Source organism: Halobacillus sp. Marseille-P3879, from assembly GCF_900240285.1.
Classification (GTDB): Bacteria; Bacillota; Bacilli; order Bacillales; family Halobacillaceae; genus Halobacillus_A.
In genome coordinates, this window is record NZ_OESS01000002.1 from 463,731 (window position 1) to 480,868 (window position 17,138).

19 protein-coding genes are annotated in these 17,138 nt (G+C 40.3%); 14 read left to right on the forward strand and 5 right to left on the reverse strand.

What is annotated here, in order from left to right; genetic code table 11:
* The first annotated feature begins 76 nt into the window (after positions 1 to 76).
* Together C1A12_RS10095 and C1A12_RS10100 are read left to right on the forward strand one after the other, a co-directional pair.
* Positions 77 to 1,036: a nitronate monooxygenase family protein gene (locus tag C1A12_RS10095; RefSeq protein ID WP_101843752.1), complete on the forward strand. Its 960-nt coding sequence runs from the start codon at positions 77 to 79 to the stop codon at positions 1,034 to 1,036.
* Between the two features lie 18 nt (positions 1,037 to 1,054).
* The gene (locus tag C1A12_RS10100; RefSeq protein ID WP_101843753.1) at positions 1,055 to 1,333 is read left to right on the forward strand and encodes a UPF0223 family protein; all 279 of its coding nucleotides are present in this window, start codon (positions 1,055 to 1,057) and stop codon (positions 1,331 to 1,333) included.
* Between the two features lie 135 nt (positions 1,334 to 1,468).
* Here C1A12_RS10100 and C1A12_RS10105 read toward each other — a convergent pair whose 3' ends face one another.
* Complete coding sequence (locus C1A12_RS10105) at positions 1,469 to 2,095, reverse strand: YktB family protein (RefSeq protein WP_101843754.1); 627 nt, start codon at positions 2,093 to 2,095, stop codon at positions 1,469 to 1,471.
* A gap of 178 nt (positions 2,096 to 2,273) precedes the next feature.
* Here C1A12_RS10105 and C1A12_RS10110 point away from each other — a divergent pair, with 178 nt between their 5' ends.
* A complete protein-coding gene (locus C1A12_RS10110) occupies positions 2,274 to 2,462 on the forward strand; it encodes a hypothetical protein (RefSeq protein ID WP_101843755.1) in 189 nt (62 codons plus the stop codon).
* Positions 2,463 to 2,559: 97 nt separating this feature from the next.
* Positions 2,560 to 3,369, forward strand: a complete 810-nt coding sequence (locus C1A12_RS10115) for an inositol monophosphatase family protein (RefSeq protein WP_101843756.1) — start codon at positions 2,560 to 2,562, stop codon at positions 3,367 to 3,369.
* A 27-nt stretch (positions 3,370 to 3,396) separates the two neighbouring features.
* Here the strand turns inward: C1A12_RS10115 and C1A12_RS21100 are convergent, their stop codons facing one another.
* Positions 3,397 to 3,570, reverse strand: a complete 174-nt coding sequence (locus tag C1A12_RS21100) for a DUF5325 family protein (RefSeq protein ID WP_159462180.1) — start codon at positions 3,568 to 3,570, stop codon at positions 3,397 to 3,399.
* Between the two features lie 138 nt (positions 3,571 to 3,708).
* On the opposite strand from C1A12_RS21100, the gene C1A12_RS10120 reads away from it, so the two are divergent.
* Entirely contained in the window at positions 3,709 to 4,089 is a 381-nt protein-coding gene (locus C1A12_RS10120; protein WP_101843757.1) for a YlaH-like family protein, read from the forward strand.
* Positions 4,090 to 4,206: 117 nt separating this feature from the next.
* Here C1A12_RS10120 and C1A12_RS10125 read toward each other — a convergent pair whose 3' ends face one another.
* The gene (locus tag C1A12_RS10125) at positions 4,207 to 4,410 is read right to left on the reverse strand and encodes a YlaI family protein (RefSeq protein WP_101843758.1); all 204 of its coding nucleotides are present in this window, start codon (positions 4,408 to 4,410) and stop codon (positions 4,207 to 4,209) included.
* Positions 4,411 to 4,539: 129 nt separating this feature from the next.
* Here C1A12_RS10125 and C1A12_RS10130 point away from each other — a divergent pair, with 129 nt between their 5' ends.
* Positions 4,540 to 4,824, forward strand: coding sequence for a hypothetical protein (locus C1A12_RS10130; RefSeq protein ID WP_101843759.1), 285 nt, complete (start codon positions 4,540 to 4,542; stop codon positions 4,822 to 4,824).
* Between the two features lie 24 nt (positions 4,825 to 4,848).
* On the opposite strand, the gene C1A12_RS10135 is transcribed toward C1A12_RS10130, so the two are convergent.
* Positions 4,849 to 5,436, reverse strand: a complete 588-nt coding sequence (locus tag C1A12_RS10135; protein ID WP_101843760.1) for a YhcN/YlaJ family sporulation lipoprotein — start codon at positions 5,434 to 5,436, stop codon at positions 4,849 to 4,851.
* Positions 5,437 to 5,530: 94 nt separating this feature from the next.
* Positions 5,531 to 6,028, reverse strand: coding sequence for a hypothetical protein (locus C1A12_RS10140; RefSeq protein ID WP_101843761.1), 498 nt, complete (start codon positions 6,026 to 6,028; stop codon positions 5,531 to 5,533).
* A gap of 87 nt (positions 6,029 to 6,115) precedes the next feature.
* Between C1A12_RS10140 and glsA the strand changes: the two genes are divergently transcribed.
* The 8 genes from glsA (at position 6,116) to C1A12_RS10180 (ending at position 17,138) form a co-directional block, all read left to right on the forward strand.
* Entirely contained in the window at positions 6,116 to 7,048 is a 933-nt protein-coding gene (gene glsA / locus C1A12_RS10145) for a glutaminase A (RefSeq protein WP_101843762.1), read from the forward strand.
* Between the two features lie 84 nt (positions 7,049 to 7,132).
* Entirely contained in the window at positions 7,133 to 7,414 is a 282-nt protein-coding gene (locus C1A12_RS10150) for a DUF1507 family protein (protein WP_373420439.1), read from the forward strand.
* A gap of 163 nt (positions 7,415 to 7,577) precedes the next feature.
* Positions 7,578 to 8,768 carry a putative lipid II flippase FtsW gene (gene ftsW / locus C1A12_RS10155; protein WP_101843763.1) on the forward strand — a complete coding sequence of 397 codons (1,191 nt, stop codon included), beginning with the start codon at positions 7,578 to 7,580 and terminating at the stop codon, positions 8,766 to 8,768.
* Entirely contained in the window at positions 8,756 to 12,199 is a 3,444-nt protein-coding gene (gene pyc / locus C1A12_RS10160; protein ID WP_101843764.1) for a pyruvate carboxylase, read from the forward strand. Before ftsW ends, pyc begins: the two co-directional genes overlap by 13 nt.
* 331 nt (positions 12,200 to 12,530) lie before the next feature.
* Entirely contained in the window at positions 12,531 to 13,463 is a 933-nt protein-coding gene (gene cyoE, locus C1A12_RS10165; protein ID WP_101843765.1) for a heme o synthase, read from the forward strand.
* Between the two features lie 80 nt (positions 13,464 to 13,543).
* On the forward strand, positions 13,544 to 14,611 hold the full coding sequence (gene coxB, locus C1A12_RS10170; RefSeq protein WP_101843766.1) for a cytochrome c oxidase subunit II: 1,068 nt from the start codon (positions 13,544 to 13,546) through the stop codon (positions 14,609 to 14,611).
* A 38-nt stretch (positions 14,612 to 14,649) separates the two neighbouring features.
* Entirely contained in the window at positions 14,650 to 16,518 is a 1,869-nt protein-coding gene (gene ctaD / locus C1A12_RS10175; protein ID WP_101843767.1) for a cytochrome c oxidase subunit I, read from the forward strand.
* Complete coding sequence (locus C1A12_RS10180; protein ID WP_101843768.1) at positions 16,518 to 17,138, forward strand: cytochrome (ubi)quinol oxidase subunit III; 621 nt, start codon at positions 16,518 to 16,520, stop codon at positions 17,136 to 17,138. The genes ctaD and C1A12_RS10180 overlap by 1 nt, the downstream gene beginning before the upstream one ends.

Below are 17,138 nucleotides of genomic sequence, written 5' to 3' on the forward strand. Positions count from 1 at the left end.
AATTTCAGCACTTTATCTCAACTTTGTTCCTGGCAGAATTTTCGTGATAAACTGATACAAAGGAGAGTGAAGGAGCATGAAATGGAGAACCAGGATAACAGATCTATTAAATATTAAATATCCAATTGTCCAGGGGGGACTTGCTCACTTAGCATATAGTGAATTAGCTTCTGCTGTGTCTGAATCTGGAGGCCTTGGTCAGATTACAGCAATGAGTATGAATAATGAAGAGCAGCTGAGGCAGGAAATACATAAATTACGAACTTTAACATCTAAACCATTTGGAGTTAATTTCGCTATTGGCCAGCATGGCAGACCTTATGAGTCGATGGTTCAGACAGCAATTGAAGAGAATGTTCCGGCCGTGACTATTACAGGCGGGAACCCGAAGCCATTGCTGGAAATGGTAAAGGGAACCGGGATTAAAGCCCTCGTCCTCGTAGCTGCTAAGCGTCAGGCGGTAAAAGCCGAAGAACTTGGTGCTGATGCTGTCATGGTAGTAGGACAGGAGGGAGGGGGACATATAGGCAGGGATGATGTAAGCACATTCGTTCTAACCCCTCAGGTAGTGGAAGCAGTATCTATTCCTGTCATCTCTTCAGGAGGAATTGGTGACGGAAATGGATTAATGGCAGCCCTTGCCCTTGGTGCTGAAGGAATAGAAATGGGTACAAGATTTATTGCGACTCAAGAATGTGTACACGCCCACCAGGCTTACAAAAAGGCTCTGATTGAGGCAGATGAAAATTCTACCATTGTAATAAAACGTTCACTGGGGGCTCCGGCCCGAGCTCTTAGAAACAGTTGGACGGAACAAATTGTTGAGTATGAAAAAAATCAGCCAGGGTACGAATTTCTCCGCCCTTATATAAATGGAGACACCAACAAGAAATATATTTATGATGGGGAGGAAATGAAAGGCTTTGGCTGGGCTGGACAAATTACAGGAAGAATAAAGGATATACCTTCCGTAGAAGAATTATTCTATCGTATAATTACGGAAGCAGAAACGATTCGGGCAAAGTGGAGTAACTGATATAAAGGTGTGAGAAAAATGAGTTATCAATATCCGATAGATGAAGAGTATTGGAGTAAGGAAGAAATTGTGGATGTCGTAAATTTTTATTCCAAAGTGGAACAAGCTTATGAAAGCAGTATAAATAAAGAAGAGTTACTGCTGGCATACAAAAGGTTTAAGCACATTGTGCCTTCTAAAAGTGAAGAAAAAAAATTATGCGGTCAGTTTGAAAAAGAGTCGGGATATTCTTGTTATCGTACGATAAAAAAGGCGAGAGAACTTTTAGAAGGACAGCGAGTTCAAATGAACAAATAAGACTGTATAGAGAAAAAGGTTAATTTCATTGTTGGAACGTGAGATGCTCCCGGTGAAAAGCTAACAGAATCATTACTCATGTTGACATAAAAAATGCTCAAGGAGATACAACAAGTTTTTCTCCTTGAGCATTTTTTATTTTGTGTAACGGTACAGGGGCAGAAGTGTTTCAAATGAGTCGCGGCATAAATCAATAAATTGCTGACCGTCCTGAAGACGTTTATCGTCACGATCAAGAGTGATTCCACAAAGAAGCTCCGCTTTTTTAATATTTTCTAGCCGTTCAAGCATTTGGGTGAGTTTCTCATTGTCTACATCTTTGTGAGGGATAGTCTCTGGTTTTGTATGATCAAGTGACCAAACAAAGTGATTTGGAACGATGGATTGGACTTCCGCTTTATTATTTAGCAGCGTTTTAGCAAACTCTTTTTTAATAGGGCTTTCATAAATCACAGCAAACCAGACAAAAACATGAGTGCCCCACATACCGATTTGGAAATGGGGGAGTTTTTTATACCCTCTCTTATTCGCTGCAAGGGCAGCCCATGTATCGTCAGGCGGGTTGGTTGTACGTCTGGCATGTTTAGCGACGTGCACAAACATTTCATCTCCTGTCATGGCTGTAAGATCGGGAGCAAGTTCAGCAGCAACCGCTTCTAATTTAGGCGAAATATTACCTCGAAGAGCTTCCATTCTTTCTTCAAGTCCCTTGATAGAGAACACATCAAAATCTTTCTGCGTAAATCCATTAAATTCACTCATAAGCTCAACTCCTATTTAATCTACAGAGAATTGTATCATAACAAGAAAAAAGCATTAAGTGATGTGTTTAACAGGTTTTATAAGGGCGAAAATGGGTTATAAATAAGTAATCTTCTCGAAACCTCAAGAGCTTATGGTCATATATATAATTAAGGATTGAGAAAGGGAGGAAAGACCAGTGAAACACGTTATGGAGGCGTTACGTAAAAGAGAAGCTGAAGAAAGGCTCCCCGTAATCCGCATGGAAATTGATTATGAACTGCTTTCGCTGCATGAGGCTATGGTTGCGGAGGACAAGGAGCAAATCAATAAATGTAAAACGCGTTTGTCTGAACTTCATAAGCAGCTTATGGAATGGTCCGAATAAGAAGAGCACCGTTCAAAGGCTGCTCTTTTTTTTGTTAATAATAGAAGAATTTTGATATGATAGTGGAATACCATACGAGAAGGAGTCAATCTAGCTTATGGATAGTAAAGCGAGAAGGTATCTTTTTGAAAAAGCTAAGGAATTTGTTTATGAAGCAGGTCAGCGGATAAAAGAACAAATTGACCAGCCCAGGACAATAGAGACAAAATCCAATCCTAATGATTTAGTTACTGAAATGGACCAAAACACCGAGAAGTTTTTTGCAGAGAGTATTAGAAATGAATTTCCTGAGCATCGCCTTTTTGGGGAAGAGGGGTTTGGGGACGACATTCAAGATTTAAAAGGGATAGTATGGATTGTAGACCCTATCGATGGAACGATGAATTTCGTCCATCAGAAGCGTAATTTTGCTATTTCCGTAGGTGTTTATGAAGATGGCGTAGGGGAGATTGGAGTTATTTATGATGTAATGGGCGGAGCATTATACTCGGCGATCCGCGGAGAAGGTGCTTATAAGAATGATTTACCATTAAGAATGCCTGAGAAGAAGAGAATTGAAGAAACGATTTTAGCGCTAAATACCTCCTGGTTAATACCGGAAAACCCTCACATTAACCATGCAGGTGTAGCTGAATTAGTAAAAACAATCCGCTCCACCCGGTCGTACGGCTCGGCTGCTTTGGAGTTCGTCTATGTGGCAGAAGGAATCATTGATGGTTATTTAACCATGACCTTAATGCCGTGGGACATAGCGGCGGGGAAAATTATTGTAAATGAAGCGGGCGGACTTGTAACTACAGCCGATGGCCGTGAATTGGACATGCTCAATAAAACCACAGTCCTTGCGAGTCACATTGATATTCATAAGGAAATTGTTGAAAATTACGTACAGCTTAAAACGAAGTAAAAAAAAACGCTGAAGAAATTCAGCGTTTTACGTTTCCTGCTGCTTTTTTTTAGCTATTCCGAAGCCCATAAGACCGAAGCCTGCAGCTAAAAATAAAAAGGCCAGCCAAAAAATTTCCTGACCAAGAGCAAAACCGACGGAAATGAAGGCTAAGATTACAAAGAATGCGAGTAAAATTGAATTCCAATTAATATTTTTCATTTCTTCACCCCTACTATTGCTCATTATAAATGAATTCCTGTAAGATGAAAACGGTTGTACTTATTTTATTAAGGTAGCATTAAGTCCATCCATTTAGTATGATGTGAAAAGAGTAACAGTGGAGAGGCAGGGAACAACATGACAGATATGTCGACTTTAGAGGTACCCGTGGATTTATGGCCGATTGCAGACCTGTTTTTTAATGGCTTAGGTAACGAAGTTAATTTAAATAACGAAAAAGAAGTGGCTGCATTATTCCGTTCTTTCTTCGGGCTTTACCTGGTTACTGTAGCATTAGCGGTCATTACATTTAAATTAGGGTTTGCAAGAAAACTTCCTCTTGTAAAAAATATAGTGGTATATTCTGTGCTTATTATCGGGACATTTTTCTTAACCTTAATTCTTGGGCTGAATTTACCAGTGGCAGAAAGCTTGTTAGTTGCAGCTCTTATTCTAGGCATTTACAGGCTGCGGTTACATAAAGAAAGAAGTGCACGCCAGCAAAGCGGTCAATCCTAGAAAGAGGCAGAACAAAAGTGTGTTTGTACACAAAAAATCCGAACTATCATTCGATTTCCTCAGGGGATCAGAGATAGTTCGGATTTTATTCTTTTATTCACCTGGTCACGACTTTGTTTATGATAAATGCTTTTCTTTTTTTACTTCTCGATGAAATCGAAAGTGACCCGTGTTTATTCTTTTTTCTGTATTAATCTTAATTCTTTCATAGCAAGATGGGCACATATAAGTGGTGATCTTGCGGTTCCGCAGTCTTTTTGCCTGCAGACAATAACTGTCGATAGTTTCAATTGAATCGCATAGTACACATTTGACGCGCATAAGGATCACCTCTTTCCATATCTTTTATACGTATCATAACATGAAAAAGCTATACACGCATTTCAGGTTTTAATTAAATAGGTTAAGGGAAGACTCTATTCATACGTTGATAAAAGAAAGGGTGATAGCATGAGAAAACGATGGATTTTTTCTGCAATCGGAGCAGCAGCAGGAGGGGCAGCTGCTTATCTTATGAAGGACGAGTCAAAAAGGCAGCAAGTTGTAGATAAAGCTAAAACTCTACAAGGGCGTTTTAAGAAAAACGACGACCTGCCCATTGAAGAAGCAGGCCAGCCTGAGTTGTCCGATAATGAAAATGCAAAAATGGTGTCTGAAGGATCTCAATTCGGTGTTCAGTACTATAATGACCTAACTGAAAAAGAAAGAGAGATTATTGAGAAAAGCAACAGCTAAATCCAAAAGGATTTAGCTGTTTTTCTAATGATCTGATGATTGATCTTTTTGAATGTTTTCCATATCCTGTTCATCTTCTTCTGGTATGGATTCTTTACTCTGGTCGTCGTTTGTAGGGACTTCGTTTATAGGGCCCTCTGGCAGGTAGCGGGCAATAATTTGACTGAGTTCATCTGCAACTGCTTCAACCGGGTGACCTTCAGACATCTTTTCACCTAGGTCTCTAATTCTTTCAACACCGTCTGCATCAGCGACGATAACTGCATTTTTTCCATCAGGGTCATCTTCTAATGCTTCAGCTACTGAGTATTTAATCACCCCTACTCTGGAGCGGTCTAAGTCCTTATCTACATCAATACCAACGACTGCATAGTTCCCTGCGACTAAGGCAGTTGCATCTTTTACATCTGGTACTTCAACCGCCAGCCTTGCTAAATGTCTGGCGGTTTCCTGTGTTGTTTTATCTTCTGGTTCCACTGGGTCCGAATCGGTTACATATTGCATATTTGTATCTGTACCTTGTGGTTTCTCCTGAAGTAATGAATCTTCTTCTTGCTGCTGACATGCTGCCAAAAGAAATATTCCGCTTAATAATAATAAGATAAGTTTCATTAGGAACCCTCGCTTCTTTTTGCATAGTTTGCGGAGTTCCTGGACAATTATACAACAAAAGACAGCTTAATCAGCTGCCTTTTTGCCATCTTGTTTATTGAAAAAATATTTCTTTTATACCTGTAATGGGCTGTTGGTTTTCGCCTTTATCCTTAAAATATAAATGGACAGGTCCACCTTCTTTTAATGGTTTACCATCTTTGGAAAATAATAAAAGTCCTTCAGCAAAACGGTCGGCACTCAATGTAATACTGTCGCCGTCTGTAATTAGAACAGCTTCTTCCACAGATGAGTCAGGTTCACTCGTGTGTATAAAAGGTTTAATTGGCATCATAAAGGAATCTGTAAATATTCTTTCTTTCTCTTTGCGATGCAGGCTCTTATTAACAGGAGGGTTTAACTTTTGCTGGTAGACTTCACGATCAAAACGCAGAGACTTTCTTTTTAACTCATCTTCTGCCTCATCCGTTTTATCTTCTGTTATTTCAGGATGAAACACTTCATCAAAGCTTTTTTTACGGTCATCGAAAATCCAAACAGTTGGATCCAATGTTATTGGGAACTTCACGTTGCCTTTTATTTGAACAATCAAATGGAGGGCCACCTTTCTGAAATTTATATGTACCATTCTCAGGATAGCAAAAAGTGAAGCCGATTTCACTAAAAGGAGATTTTATAAATGGTAAATAAACTGGAAAAGAAAACATTAGAAAGTTGGCTGGAAAATGTTAAGGAATACGCGTGCGAAGGAAAAGTAGCAGATTACATTCCGGCGCTGGCTGAGCAAAACCCTGAACACCTGGCAGTTGCTATATACCCTTTAAAAGGTGAATGCATATATGCCGGTCATTCTGAGAAATGCTTTACTTTACAAAGTATTTCTAAAGTAATCTCCCTGGCCCTTGCTTTAATTGACAATGGAGAGGATTTTGTGTTTGGGCGAGTTGGCATGGAGCCTTCCGGCGATCCTTTTCATTCTATTTACCGATTGGAACAGCATACTCCGTCTAAGCCTCTGAATCCAATGATTAATGCAGGAGCCTTGGTCGTTTCCAATATGATATATGGAGTAAATGCTCATGAAAGAGTAGGAAGGTTATTAAGTTTTATACATGAAATGACAGACGACCACTCGATCCAAGTTAATGAGAACGTGGCTGATTCTGAATTTAACAGCGCATTTTTAAATCGTTCACTGCTTTATTATTTGAAGCAGCATGATGTGATTAAAGGTGATGTAGAGGAAACGCTTGATGTGTACACCAAGCAGTGTTCCGTAGATGTGAATGTTTGTCAGCTTGCCAGGATAGGAGCTGTATTCGCAAATGAAGGAAGAGACATTCATTCAAACCGCCAGATCATTCCCAGGCATTATGCACGAATTTGTAAAACATTTATGGTAACCTGCGGCATGTATGATGCTTCCGGGTCTTTTGCGATCAAAGTTGGAATACCTGCGAAGAGTGGCGTTTCAGGCGGTGTTATGGCTTCGCTCAATCAATTTGGCGGTATTGCTGTTTATGGCCCGGCACTGGATGAAAAAGGCAATAGTGTAGTCGGGTTAAAATTACTAGAAATTCTTTCTAACCGCTATGACCTGTCAATATTTTAGTGAAGAGCATCATTCAGTTGTTGCATTTTTCAGTCCAAGACGATACTATTAATAGAAGATAGAATGTAAACGGAGGGGATCTTGATGTTGTCTGATGTGGCTGTGGATCACCGGGAAAAGGCCTATGCCCTTCTAAAAGCTGATGCTGATAAAATATTGCGATTAATAAAGGTTCAAATGGACAACTTAACGATGCCTCAATGTCCATTATATGAAGAAGTTTTAGATACACAAATGTTCGGTCTGTCACGAGAAATTCATTTCGCAGTCCGGCTGGATTTAATCAGTGAGGAAGAAGGCAAAGCGATTTTAGATAATCTTGAAAAGCAACTTAATGTCTTGCATGAAGCAGCGCAAAATTCGTGACAGACAAACTCAAATTGCGACATTTTATGTTGCGGTTTGAGTTTTTTTATACAAAAATCTGTAGAATATCAGCTGAATCTATTAAACTAGTAAGAATTTTGGAAAAAAAGAAGGAATTTTAAGATGAAACAAGAATTTAATACGTTAGTAGGGATGAATAATTATGATGCAGCGATTAAAAACCTATGACTTCACTTTATTATTTGCTCCTTTGGCCTTAGTAGCCTTTGGAAGTGTGATGATATACAGTGCAAGTATGGTTTATGGGCCGGTCCGTTTTGGTGTGGAGAGCAACCATTATTTATACAAACAATTACAATGGGTCTCTGTTGGGACAATATTAATGCTGCTGGCTTCTGCCTTTCCATACCGGCATTTAAAAAGGCTGTCAAAACTATTGGTTCTAGTAATGATCCTTTCTTTAGGAGGATTGTTCTTTCTAGGGACGACAGTAAATAATGCACAATCATGGTATAACCTGGGGTTTATGAACTTTCAGCCTTCAGAGTTTGCTAAATTAGGCTTGATCATTTATTTAGCTTCCGTTTATGCCAAAAAGCAAAGTTATATAGAAAACTTTACTAAAGCTGTAATGCCGCCGTTGATCTTAACGGGTTTTCTGCTTGCTTTAATTATGCTTCAGCCGGATATTGGGTCAGCAGCTGTGTTAGGTATGATAGCATCAGTAATTATCATGAGTTCAGGAATAAAATGGAAACATATTTTAGTTTTAGTTGCCATAACTGGAAGCGTTCTACTTCTTGCGGCCACTCAGATGATTACAGACGAAAGAATCCAACGGTTTACAGGGGCATATGAGCCTTTTAACACCCCTGATTCTGATGGCTATCAGCTGGTTCAGTCTTATGTGGCTATAGGTACTGGAGGATTATTTGGGGAAGGGCTTGGCCAAGGAGTCCAGAAACTGGGATACCTTCCTGAACCTCATACGGACTTTATAATGGCTGTTATTGCTGAAGAGCTTGGATTTATTGGAGTGGTTATTACAGTTGGGTTGCTGGCGTTAATTATTTTAAGAGGCTTGTACATTTCCTGGAAATGTAAAGATCCTTTCGGGGCCTTACTGGCGCTTGGGATTTCTTCGATGTTTGCCATACAAGCCTTTATTAACCTTGGTGCCATGAGTGGACTTCTCCCCATTACCGGTGTTCCCCTTCCTTTAGTAAGTTACGGAGGGTCTTCGCTGCTTATTATGATGCTTGCTTTAGGAGTTCTAAACAATGTAGCTAGAACCGTAAAAGCTAAAGAATCAGAAAAACAAAAAACGTATGAACCTATCAGACAGCCTGTTCATCGTACTAATAATCGAGGAGTGAAATCATGGCAGAATTAAAAAAGATCAACAAAGTTCTTGTCGCTAACCGCGGCGAAATTGCAATCCGTGTATTTCGTGCATGTACAGAGTTAAATATTCGTACCGTTGCTGTTTATTCTCAAGAGGACACTGGTTCTTATCACAGATATAAAGCCGATGAAGCCTATTTAGTAGGAAAAGATAAAAAGCCGATAGATGCTTACCTGGATATAGAAGGAATTATTGACATAGCTAAAAGCGTAGAAGTGGATGCTATCCATCCTGGGTATGGTTTCTTATCAGAAAACATCCACTTCGCAAGACGTTGTGAAGAGGAAGGTATTACATTCATTGGACCAACAAGTCAACACTTAGATATGTTTGGTGATAAAGTTAAAGCAAGAGAGCAGGCAATAGCAGCTGATATACCGGTCATCCCCGGGACTGATGGACCTGTGAGCGGGTTAGAGGAAGTTCGTTCGTTTGGAGAAAAGCATGGATATCCGCTCATGATTAAGGCAGCCATGGGAGGCGGCGGCCGGGGGATGAGGATCGTCCGCAGTGAAGAAACCCTTCAGGAAGGTTATGACCGCGCCCGGTCAGAGGCAAAAGCTGCTTTTGGAAGTGATGAAGTATACGTAGAAAAGCTGGTTGAAGAGCCAAAACATATCGAAGTTCAAATATTAGGGGACTTTGACGGAAATATTATACATCTATTTGAAAGGGATTGTTCTGTCCAGCGCCGCCATCAAAAAGTAGTGGAAGTGGCGCCAAGTGTTTCGCTTACAGAATCAATGAGAGAACAAATATGTAATGCTGCAGTGAAACTAATGGATAACATAAAATACGTGAATGCAGGGACTGTGGAATTTTTAGTAACAGGTGACGAGTTTTTCTTTATAGAAGTTAATCCAAGAGTGCAAGTTGAACATACCATTACAGAGATGATTACTGGTGTAGACATAGTCCAGTCTCAGATTATGATAGCAGAAGGATATAACCTTCACAGTAAGCCTGTATCCATCCCGGTCCAGGCGGAACTACAAACACATGGATATGCGATTCAGTCACGTGTGACTACGGAGGATCCATTAAATAACTTTATGCCGGATACCGGAAAGATAATGGCCTACAGAAGCGGTGGAGGTTTTGGGGTTAGACTGGATGCAGGTAACGGCTTTCAGGGAGCTGTCATCTCACCGTATTACGACTCACTGCTCGTTAAACTTTCTACATGGGCCCTTAGCTTTGATCAAGCCGCTCACAAAATGGTCAGAAATCTAAAAGAGTTTCGGATCCGTGGAATAAAAACAAACATTCCATTTTTAGAAAATGTTATTCAACATAAGCAATTTTTATCTGGTGAATATAACACCACGTTTATTGACCGTTCCCCGGAATTATTTGTTTTTCCAAAACGTAAAGACCGTGGTACAAAAATGCTTACCTATATTGCTGACCGCACAATCAATGGATTTGATGGTAAAGGCAATCGGAAGAAGCCGACAATTCCAACCCCTCGTATACCTGAAATAAAACATTTTGAAAAGATTCCCGAAGGTACAAAGCAGATCCTTGATAAAGAGGGGCCGGATGGACTTGCTGCCTGGCTGAAGGCGCAGGAGGATGTCCTGTTAACTGATACAACATTCAGGGATGCCCACCAGTCTTTACTCGCTACGAGGGTGAGAACAAAAGACTTACAGGCTATTGCTGAACCTACGGCCCGTCTTGCTCCCGACTTATTTTCTTTAGAAATGTGGGGTGGGGCTACGTTTGATGTATCCTATCGTTTTCTAAATGAAGATCCGTGGGAGAGGCTCCTTAAACTGCGGGAAAAAGCTCCCAACATTTTATTTCAGATGCTGTTAAGAGCATCTAATGCTGTAGGTTATAAGAATTATCCGGATAATCTGATAAGAGAATTTGTAGAAAAGAGTTCAAATGCAGGTATTGATGTGTTCAGAATTTTTGACAGCTTGAATTGGGTAGAAGGCATGAAACTGACAATAGATGCAGTTAGACAAAATAACAAAGTTGCAGAGGCTTCCGTTTGTTACACGGGTGACATTTTAGATGCTGCGAGACCTAAATATGATCTACAGTATTATCAAAACGTTGCTAAAGAGCTGCAGAGATCAGGTGCCCATATCCTTGGTATTAAAGACATGGCAGGATTGTTAAAACCGGAAGCCGCTTATCAATTGATCTCCACATTGAAAGAAACGATTGATATTCCGATCCATTTGCATACGCATGACACCAGCGGTAATGGAATTTTTACTTATGCTCGAGCTATCGAAGCTGGAGTGGATGTAGTAGATGTCGCAGCAGGGGCGATGGCAGGCTTAACCTCCCAGCCTAGCGCAAATAGTTTATATTACGCGATGGAAGGTAATAAGAGAAAGCCTCGTATGGATATCTCATCTTATGAAAAACTAGGTCATTACTGGGAAGATTCCAGGAAATATTATTCCGATTTTGAGAGTGGTATGATGTCCCCTCATACTGAGGTTTACCATCACGAGATGCCGGGCGGTCAATACAGTAATCTGCAGCAGCAGGCAAAAGCTGTGGGGCTGGCTCAACGCTGGGATGAAGTAAAGCGAATGTATCGAAGAGTCAATGATATGTTCGGTGACATTGTTAAAGTAACTCCTTCATCTAAAGTAGTTGGAGATATGGCATTATTTATGGTTCAAAATGATTTAAACGAAGATGATATATATGAGCGTGGAGATTCTCAGGCGTTCCCTGACAGTGTAGTAGAATTGTTTCAGGGATATCTTGGGCAGCCGCACGAAGGCTTCCCGGCTGAACTTCAGCGGATTATTTTAAAAGGAAGAGAACCAATTCAAGAGAGACCGGGCGAATTGTTAGAGCCTGTAGATTTCAATAATTTACAGGAAACTCTATTCCATAAGCTGGACAGACAAGTGACCAGTTTTGATATGATTAGTTATGCCCTATACCCTAAAGTCTTCATGGATTATCAGAAGTTCATAGAAGAGTTTGGAGATATGTCGGTACTTGACACTCCAACTTTCTTTTACGGAATGAGATTGGGTGAAGAAATCGAAGTAGAGATAGAGAAGGGTAAAACACTAATAGTTAAACTCGTCTCGATCGGAGAAGCGCAAAAAGATGGCACACGTACGGTTTATTTTGAACTAAATGGACAGCCTCGTGAGGTCATCATAAAAGATCAGAACATTACTTCTGCTGTAGAGGAGCGTCCAAAAGCTGACAAGACAAATGATAAGCATATTGGAGCTACGATGCCTGGTACAGTAATAAAAGTCATTGCAGAAAAAGGTGAAGAAGTGAAGAAAGGTGCTCACTTAATGATTACTGAAGCCATGAAAATGGAAACAACCGTCCAGGCACCGTTTGATGGAGTGATCAAAAATATTTATATTCATAACAATGAAGCTATTCATGTGGGGGATTTATTAATTGAATTTGAATAAAAAGCAGCCCGCGCCAGTATTTTACCGGTGCGGGTTTTTTAATGGTAATAGATCAAGGGGTTCTGTGGAAAGATAGACACAGAGCATCACGTTTATAGTAAAAGCCCTTGCAATGTTAATATATCTTTGCTAGAAATATATAGGTGCAACACTTTCTCAGGCTTCACAATTTTGTCACAAAAAAATAAAATTGTAATGTAGAAATAGATAGAACGATGAGAACATGGTACAATTATTTTGATGTTTCCTGACAGGTTACAATATTTACAAGAACTGAAAGAATGCTTTGTACTGAAAGTTTCAGCGAGCAGGAGAAGGAGGGAAGATATCTATGGATAACCCTAGAACAGTTAATACGACAGCTACGGTCATGAACTCTACTGTCCGTGAAACTTCATTACTGGCTGATATAAAAAGTTTAATTAAAGTTGGAATTATTAACTCGAATTTAATTACTACTTTTACAGGATTTTGGCTGGCTGTATATTATTCGGGAACCAGCTTTACCGGACAGTGGTTAACCTTCTTGCTGACAATGATCGGAACCGCTTTCGTAATTGCTGGTGGATGTATATTGAATAATTGGTATGATAGAGACATCGATCACTTAATGTCGAGAACTGTAAGCAGACCTACTGTTACAGGTTCTATACCATTAAACGTCATAAAATGGCTTGGAATTGGCGTTTCAACTGCTGGTATTCTTGTCTTATCCTTCACGACGATACCTGCTGCTTTATTTGGAGCCTTCGGCTGGTTCACTTATGTGGTTCTGTATACGATGTGGTCAAAGAGGAAGTATACCATTAATACAGTTATCGGCAGCTTCTCAGGAGCTGTTCCGCCGTTAATTGGCTGGGCGGCAGTAGAACCATCCCTGCAATTAGAAGCAGTAATGTTGTTTTTGATTATGTTTATTTGGCAGACACCTCACTTCTTAGCTCTGGCTATGAAGAAGAAGGATGAATATAAAGCAGCAGGGATTCCTATGCTGCCAGTCGTCCATGGTTTTCAAATGACGAAGCGGCAAATTGTAATTTACGTTGCGTGCCTGCTTCCTTTACCTATATATTTGGCATCACTGGGTACCGTATTCTTAGTCATTGCATTCGCATTATCCTTAGGATGGCTGATCCTGGGTATTGCAGGATTTTTCATGAAAAATGACTATAAATGGGCCAACTGGATGTTTGTTTATTCTTTAAACTATTTGACTATCCTGTTTTTAACTATGGTTTTAGTCACTCTTCCATTTTTTTATTAAAGAAACTAGCCCATAATTTTATGGGCTGGTTCCTAATAATATAAAGATTTCATTAAAAAGAGAAAGAGAGGTATTACTTAATGAGAGGTTGGATGGGAAAGTTCCGGACGTTCTTCTTATTTGGTGCACTAACCCTTGTATTATCAGGGTGTGGAATTGATAACCTTAGTGCGCTGAAGCCAAAAGGGTATGGATCGGATTTATTATTTGATCTTATGATGATCAGTATCGCTATTATGCTATTTGTATTTGTAATAGTTATGGCGATTTACACGTTTGTACTTATCCGCTATCGTCAAAAGAAAGGACAAGAAGACTTTATTCCTAAGCAGACAGAGGGGAATAAAGCGCTGGAAGTAATCTGGACAGTTATTCCGATTATTTTACTTTTAGTACTTGCAGTTCCAACGGTCCAGGCTACTTTTGACTTGGCTGATGAATCTACTAAAGGTGATGATGGAGTTACGACAATTGAAGTAACAGGGAATCAGTTTTGGTGGCACTTCAGTTATCCTGATGATGAAATTTCTACGAGTCAAGATCTCTATATCCCTACTGGTGAGAGAGTATACTTAGATATGAAATCGAGTGATGTCATTCACTCCTTCTGGGTACCTTCCATTGCTGGTAAAATGGATACTAACCCTGGAGATAATGACAATACTATGTACTTAGAAGCATACGAAGAAGGTGTATATTGGGGTAAATGCGCTGAGCTTTGCGGTGAATCTCATTCATTAATGGATTTCCGCGTAATAGCAGTCAGCCCTGATGAATACGACCAATGGAAAGAAGACATGCAAAACGTTGATCCTGAGGCAGAAGCTGAAACTGCGGATGCTCAAGAAGGGCAGGATTTATTTGAAGACAGCTGCATGGGATGTCACGCCATAGGTGACGGCGCAGCAGGACAAGGTCCTAACTTAACAAACTTCGCAAATCGCACAAAAATTGCTGGAATCTTAGAACCTAACAAAGAGAACTTAGTTGACTGGATCGTGAATCCGGAAGAAGTAAAACCAGGAAACCAAATGCCGGCTAACCTGGTTTCAGAAGATGAAGCTAGTCAGATTGCTGAGTATCTAATGGAGCTTGATCACTCTGATGTAGGGTCAAACGCATCCAGTGAAGAAGTAGAAGACGAATAATAATACTACGTGTAAAGGCTTTAAAGGGAGGTTAAAGCGTGAGTACTGCAATGTCACAAAAGCGTGGGCTCGGCGCTGCTATTTGGGATTACCTGACTACAGTTGACCACAAAAAGATTGCGCATCTTTATTTGGTTGCTGGCGGACTGTTTTTCTTAATCGGCGGGCTTGAAGCGATGCTAATCCGTATTCAGCTGATGAAACCGGATAACAATTTTATCTCAGCTGGCTTATACAATGAAATGATTACTATGCACGGCACAACTATGATATTCCTGGCTGCTATGCCACTAATTTTTGCTTTAATGAATGCTGTTGTTCCACTTCAGATTGGAGCAAGGGACGTCGCATTTCCGTTTCTGAATTCCCTCGGATTCTGGCTGTTTTTATTCGGAGGGTTATTGCTGAACGTTTCTTGGTTTACCGGTGGAGCACCTGATGCAGGTTGGACGAACTATGCACCCTTATCCACGGTTTCACCAGGGCATGGGGTTGATTACTATGTTATGGGACTCCAGATTTCCGGGGCTGGTACACTAATCGGCGGTATTAACTTTCTTGTTACTATTGTTAACATGCGTGCGCCTGGAATGACGTATATGCGTATGCCTTTATTTACATGGGCTAGTTTTGTAACAAGTACTTTAATTTTATTTGCATTTCCTGCTTTGACAGTAGGACTATTTCTAATGATGTTTGACCGCATGTTCGGTTCTGTGTTTTTTGACACTGCGGCCGGAGGGAATGCCATTATCTGGGAGCACCTGTTCTGGATTTTTGGGCACCCAGAAGTTTATATTCTGATCCTGCCGTTATTCGGTGCGTTTAGTGATATATTTTCTACATTCTCTAAAAAACGGCTGTTTGGATATTCAGCTATGGTTTTTGCGACCGTACTCATTGGGTTCTTAGGCTTTATGGTATGGGCTCACCACATGTTCACGGTTGGTATGGGACCTATTGCAAACTCTATATTTGCTGTAGCCACTATGGCGATCGCTGTACCAACGGGTATTAAAATATTTAACTGGATGTTTACAATGTGGGGCGGAAATATTCGAATGACTTCGGCTATGCTTTGGTCAATCGCTTTTATTCCTTCCTTTACAATTGGAGGCATGACAGGGGTTATGCTGGCAGCGGCCGCGGCTGACTATCAGTATCATGATACGTATTTTGTCGTTGGACACTTTCACTATGTAATCGTAGGGGGAGTAGTATTTGGCCTATTTGCTTCCTTGCACTACTGGTGGCCGAAGATGTTCGGTAAAGTACTTAATGAGAAGCTTGGGAAATGGGCATTCTGGCCGTTTTTCATTGGGTTCCATTTAACTTTCTTTATACAGCATTTCCTTGGCCTAATGGGAATGCCTCGTCGTTACTGGGTTTTTCTTGAAGGTCAGGGACTGGACACAGGAAACATGATCAGTACGGCAGGAGCTTTCCTTATGGCAATCGGTACGATTATTTTCTTGGTTAACGTGATTTATACTTCGGTTAAAACAGAAAAGGTCAGCGGAGATCCTTGGGACGGAAGAACTTTGGAATGGTCTATTCCTTCTCCTCCTCCTCACTACAACTTTGTGCAGACACCGCTTGTTCGAGGCTTAGATCCTTTATGGGTAGAGAAGAGCGAAGGCAAAAAAAGTATGACACCAGCAGAACCTTTAGGCGATATTCATATGCCTAACGCATCCATCCTGCCTTTTATGATGTCACTGGGTGTTTTCATCGCTGGGTTTGGTTTTATATACCAAGTAGATGACAAAGGATGGCTGGCCCTTGTATTTATCGGTATGGGCATTACACTGGGCTCTATGTTGATACGTTCAGTTAAAGATGACCTTGGGCATCATATCCATAAAGAAGATTTAGAAAAAGATATTGAGAAGGGGGCTGGGCAATAATGAGTCATGATGATGTATTAAACCCAAAACAAATGCCGCATGATCCAGAAAAAGCCACCCTCGAAGGGAAAAATAAGTTTTTGGCTTTTTGGTTTTTCTTAGGTGGAGAAACTGTATTGTTTGCTAGCTTATTTGGAACTTATTTAGCTCTAAACCGTTCGACTTCCGGTGATAATACTCCTGAGCATTTGTTTGGTCTCGAACTTGTTTTCATTATGACGATGCTGCTGTTAACAAGTTCCTTAACAAGTGTGTATGCAATGTACCATATGAAGAATAATGATTTTAAAAAGATGCAGCTTTGGCTGGGCATTACAGTCGTTTTAGGTTTAGGGTTTTTAGGTTTTGAAATTTATGAATTTGTGCATTATATTCATGAGTACGAATTTACCTTTCGATCTTCTGCTTTTGGATCTGCGTTTTATACCTTAGTTGGATTCCACGGTGGCCACGTGTTATTTGGTCTTTCCTGGATCGTTACTCTTATGATTCGTAACTCTAAGCGCGGTTTGAACCTTTACAACGCTCCTAAATTTTATGTTGCCAGCTTGTATTGGCACTTTATTGATGTTGTATGGGTGTTTATCTTTACCGTTGTTTACTTGATGGGAGTGGTATAA

What these genes read in the sequence shown, in the direction of transcription:
- C1A12_RS10095 (WP_101843752.1), top strand. Translation starts at nt 77, where the DNA reads ATGAAATGGAGAACCAGGATAACAGATCTATTAAATATTAAATATCCA.
- C1A12_RS10100 (WP_101843753.1), top strand. Translation starts at nt 1,055, where the DNA reads ATGAGTTATCAATATCCGATAGATGAAGAGTATTGGAGTAAGGAAGAA.
- C1A12_RS10105 (WP_101843754.1), bottom strand. Translation starts at nt 2,095, where the DNA reads ATGAGTGAATTTAATGGATTTACGCAGAAAGATTTTGATGTGTTCTCT.
- C1A12_RS10115 (WP_101843756.1), top strand. Translation starts at nt 2,560, where the DNA reads ATGGATAGTAAAGCGAGAAGGTATCTTTTTGAAAAAGCTAAGGAATTT.
- C1A12_RS21100 (WP_159462180.1), bottom strand. Translation starts at nt 3,570, where the DNA reads ATGAAAAATATTAATTGGAATTCAATTTTACTCGCATTCTTTGTAATC.
- C1A12_RS10120 (WP_101843757.1), top strand. Translation starts at nt 3,709, where the DNA reads ATGACAGATATGTCGACTTTAGAGGTACCCGTGGATTTATGGCCGATT.
- C1A12_RS10125 (WP_101843758.1), bottom strand. Translation starts at nt 4,410, where the DNA reads ATGCGCGTCAAATGTGTACTATGCGATTCAATTGAAACTATCGACAGT.
- C1A12_RS10130 (WP_101843759.1), top strand. Translation starts at nt 4,540, where the DNA reads ATGAGAAAACGATGGATTTTTTCTGCAATCGGAGCAGCAGCAGGAGGG.
- C1A12_RS10135 (WP_101843760.1), bottom strand. Translation starts at nt 5,436, where the DNA reads ATGAAACTTATCTTATTATTATTAAGCGGAATATTTCTTTTGGCAGCA.
- glsA (WP_101843762.1), top strand. Translation starts at nt 6,116, where the DNA reads ATGGTAAATAAACTGGAAAAGAAAACATTAGAAAGTTGGCTGGAAAAT.
- C1A12_RS10150 (WP_373420439.1), top strand. Translation starts at nt 7,133, where the DNA reads ATGTTGTCTGATGTGGCTGTGGATCACCGGGAAAAGGCCTATGCCCTT.
- ftsW (WP_101843763.1), top strand. Translation starts at nt 7,578, where the DNA reads ATGATGCAGCGATTAAAAACCTATGACTTCACTTTATTATTTGCTCCT.
- pyc (WP_101843764.1), top strand. Translation starts at nt 8,756, where the DNA reads ATGGCAGAATTAAAAAAGATCAACAAAGTTCTTGTCGCTAACCGCGGC.
- cyoE (WP_101843765.1), top strand. Translation starts at nt 12,531, where the DNA reads ATGGATAACCCTAGAACAGTTAATACGACAGCTACGGTCATGAACTCT.
- coxB (WP_101843766.1), top strand. Translation starts at nt 13,544, where the DNA reads ATGAGAGGTTGGATGGGAAAGTTCCGGACGTTCTTCTTATTTGGTGCA.
- C1A12_RS10180 (WP_101843768.1), top strand. Translation starts at nt 16,518, where the DNA reads ATGAGTCATGATGATGTATTAAACCCAAAACAAATGCCGCATGATCCA.